The sequence below is a fragment of the Curtobacterium sp. S6 genome (genome assembly GCF_000710345.2).
In the GTDB taxonomy this organism is placed as follows: domain Bacteria; phylum Actinomycetota; class Actinomycetes; order Actinomycetales; family Micrococcaceae; genus Rothia.
Genome location: NZ_JHEL01000008.1, coordinates 1 through 3,462, shown reverse-complemented (window position 1 = coordinate 3,462; position 3,462 = coordinate 1). Strand labels below are relative to the sequence as shown.

Genomic DNA, 3,462 nt, shown 5'->3' with positions numbered 1-3,462 from the left:
TGTTGCGGGTCATGACGTTGTTTACACGCAACGGAGGCTCGGGTGGGTGTTACCTGTGGCGACAGGTCGGCAGGTGAGGGGCTCATCGCATGAGAGGGCGTGGGTGGGATCTGAAGTCTCCGGTTTCCAGGAGCCAGCGGGCGATGTAGTGAGTGAGGCTGCGGAAGCCCAGAGCAGAGGCACGGAGATGCTCATGGCGACCATTGATCGCCTCGGTCGACCCGTCGCTCGTGCCTGGACAATCGAAGTGGGGCAGGGCGTCGACTCGTCGACGCTGGAGGGTCTGTCTGAGACTGGCGAGCTTCGGCAGTTCCCGATTTCCAGTGCCAGGCGCTCCCCCCGTGCAGAGGGCAGTGCGTCCCGAACCGGCAGACCCTCTAGGCCGTTGCCGTAGACTGGTGTCATGCCCGTTCAGCAACAGGTCATCGAATTCAATCCGCGCCACAGGGCCGCGGTGCTAAATGGCTCTAAGACTGTGACCGTGCGGTGGAACGAGGCGATCACCGTGGGTGCGGCGTGGTTGGCTTTTGATCCCGCCGGACGAGAGGTGCTAGATGGCGTCGTACTCAAAATTCAGCGGTTTCCAGTCAACAAACTCACAGCTGCTGCTGTGCGTGCTCCGGAAAACACCGACATGGCCGAGTACGTGCGGCAATTACGGGAGAACTACTACCCGTCGATGCCAGCCGACGCGCTACTAGACGTAGTCCACTTTCGAATTCAGGGCCCGCAACACCGTTAGTTCCGGCGTACAGCATGCCATACGACAGACTCAGTATCTGGCCTGCGTTGTATGGCTTCCGGCCGTTCGATCCAGAGGACTGCAACCTGTAGGAGAAGGCCCCCGGCCAGATGGCCGTCGGAAGCGATGACCGCACCGACACTGTAACGAACCAACGCCGGGGTGCGGGAGTCGATTGAGCTCACGTCGCGACAGCTACATGCCGGTGAACGCAACTGCATACAGCGCCGTAGCAACACCGTTGGGCCCAGAGCACCCACACCGGACGCGAGGCCGAACCTCCACTCGACAACCTTTGCGCGCGGCTCGTGCAAAGGATGTGCGCTATCGAGGGAGCATCGGTAGGGTGAGGAGCATGGCGTGCCCTGAATCAGACACTCAGGGGGCTTTCGGTCACACCGTCAGCCCCCCAGACCTACTGAGTCCTTAACCCGCTGCGTGCGCTTGTGCGCCATGCGGGCTCTTAGGCGGAACCCTGGGCGCTGGCCGTGATGACGAGACGTTCCCCCTTTTTTCGTTCTCGTTTCTCGGAGTCCTCCATGCCCTTCGCCCTCTACCTGCTTGCCCTGGCTGTCTTCGCCATGGGCACATCTGAGTTCATGCTTGCTGGCCTCGTGCCAGACATCGCCGCCAGCGTCGGTGTCTCGGTCGGAACCGCTGGGCTACTCACCTCTGCCTTTGCGGTTGGAATGATTCTCGGTGCGCCCGCCATGGCAGCTCTCACCCGTCGGTGGCCCGCCCGGAGCACCTTGCTCGGGTGTGTGGTGATTTTCGCTGCCTGTCACGTCATTGCCGCCACTGCCGAGACCTTCTCCGTGCTGTTCGCAACTCGTGTGGTGGCTGCGGTCGCCAACGCCGGTTTTCTGGCCGTCGCTCTCAGCACCGCGACCCGCCTCGTGGCCCCCAGCCGGAAAGGCCGCGCTCTTGCCATCCTCCTCTCGGGCACCACGATCGCCATGGTCGCCGGTGTTCCCGCGGGGGCTCTCCTGGGTACAGCGCTGGGATGGCGGGCCACGTTCTGGGCGGTCGCCTTCTTGTGCGTTCCTGCTGCAATCGGCATCCTCACCGGGGTCCGTCCACAGCTGAGAGGCACGCAGAAGGAAGCCGACGACGGCCCGACTCTCGCCGTCGAGTTGGCGCAGCTCCGTGTGTCACGTCTATTCACGGCGATGTTGCTCGCTGCGCTGGTCAATGGCGGGACGTTCGCCGCTTTCACATTCCTCGCGCCGGTCGTGACCGGGACAGCGGGTCTGGGCCAGCTGTGGGTATCGGTGGCTCTGGTGCTGTTCGGTATCGGGTCCTTCATGGGAGTCAGCATTGCCGGGCGACTGTCTGACCAGCATCCGCGAATGGTCCTCGTTGTGGCCGCGCCGCTCTTGTTGGTCGGGTGGCTGTTGCTCGCGATGCTTGCTGGGCATTCCGTGTCGCTGCTCGTCCTGGTGTTTCTGCTGGGAATGCTGGCATTTGCTGTGGGAAGCACCTTGATCGCTCGAGTGCTCTACGCAGCATCGAAAGCGCCCACTATGGGTGGTTCCTACGCGACCGCCGCTCTCAACATCGGTGCCGCTGCTGGTCCGGCGCTCGGAGCGGTAACGCTCGAGAGCTCGAGCAACCTTGGGCCCGTGTGGGCAGCGACCGCGCTGACCGCTCTCGCACTCCTCGTCATGCTGCCCACGCTGCGCATGATCGCCCCGCGGGTACGGAATGTGGAGGCTGCCAAGTGACGCACGCCAATGCTCCGCTGAGCCTTGAAGGCCGACGCCGGCTCGTGAATCGGTGCCTGACCCGTCCAATCGCGCACGTAGCTGCCGAGATGGGCATCTCACGCGCGTGCGCTTCGAAGTGGGTCAACCGGTGGAGACAGCATGGCGAAGCCGGTCTCCACGACCGTGCCTCGACGCCCCACCACAGCCGTACCGCGACAGCAGCCTGTGTCATCCAACGGATCGAGCTCTGGCGGCGCGAACACAAGTGGTCTGCCCAGCGCATCACCTACGAGCTCGCCGAGCTGGACGTCAGGATCAACCGGCGTACCGTCACCCGACACCTGAGCCGGCTCGGCCTTGGCCGACGGCGATTCATCGACCCTGGCGGCGATACCAACCGCAAGCCAGGGAAGATTACCGCCCGCTGGCCCGGTCATATGGTGCACCTCGACGTGAAGAAGGTCGGCCGAATCCCTGACGGCGGCGGCTGGCGCATTCATGGGCGCGACAGCGACCAGGCCAAGACCGCTGGTCGCGCGAAGTCAGCTGGGTCGAAGCGGGGTTACACCTACCTGCACTCCGCCATCGACGGATTCTCCCGACTCTCGTACACCGAGCCGCTGACCGACGAGAAGGGAACCACCGCGGCAGCGTTCCTCGCCCGAGCTAAGGCATGGTTTGCCGCTCACGGGATTTCGCACATCCATCGCATCATCACCGACAATGGCGCGTGCTACCGCTCAGGCGACTTCGTGCGAATCGTCGGCAACCGCACGCGCCACCAGAAGACCAGGCCCTACACGCCCCGACACAACGGGAAGGTGGAGCGCTACCAGAGAATCCTGGCCGAAGAACTGCTGTACGCCCGAGAGTTCGAGAGTGAAGACGCCCGCGACACGGCTATCGGAATCTGGAACATCCACTACAACTACCACCGCCCCCATAGCGGAGCGGGCGGACATCCCCCAGCATCTCAGCTCCGTGCTGGCGTCACCAACCTCCTGCCCTCGTACA

Annotated in this window: 3 protein-coding genes and 1 pseudogene; 3 read left to right on the top strand and 1 reads right to left on the bottom strand. The window is 63.7% G+C overall.

Annotation, left to right across the window (positions count from 1 at the left end; genetic code table 11):
- Nucleotides 1–82: 82 nt before the first annotated feature.
- A pseudogene (locus tag CURSPS6_RS12220) lies at nucleotides 83–310 on the bottom strand (transposase); the annotation flags it as partial.
- Between the two features lie 93 nt (nucleotides 311–403).
- On the opposite strand from CURSPS6_RS12220, the gene CURSPS6_RS00295 reads away from it, so the two are divergent.
- From CURSPS6_RS00295 to CURSPS6_RS00285, 3 genes are all read left to right on the top strand, one after another.
- Nucleotides 404–742: an ASCH domain-containing protein gene (locus CURSPS6_RS00295; RefSeq protein WP_030013236.1), complete on the top strand. Its 339-nt coding sequence runs from the start codon at nucleotides 404–406 to the stop codon at nucleotides 740–742.
- A gap of 539 nt (nucleotides 743–1,281) precedes the next feature.
- Nucleotides 1,282–2,466: a Cmx/CmrA family chloramphenicol efflux MFS transporter gene (locus CURSPS6_RS00290; RefSeq protein WP_030013234.1), complete on the top strand. Its 1,185-nt coding sequence runs from the start codon at nucleotides 1,282–1,284 to the stop codon at nucleotides 2,464–2,466.
- Nucleotides 2,463–3,462: IS481 family transposase (locus tag CURSPS6_RS00285; protein ID WP_035809865.1), on the top strand; the 1,000-nt coding region annotated here is incomplete at its 3' end. The genes CURSPS6_RS00290 and CURSPS6_RS00285, both read left to right, overlap by 4 nt.

Coding starts and splice junctions, on each gene's coding strand:
- CURSPS6_RS00290 (WP_030013234.1), top strand. CDS start 1,282: ATGCCCTTCGCCCTCTACCTGCTTGCCCTGGCTGTCTTCGCCATGGGC.
- CURSPS6_RS00295 (WP_030013236.1), top strand. CDS start 404: ATGCCCGTTCAGCAACAGGTCATCGAATTCAATCCGCGCCACAGGGCC.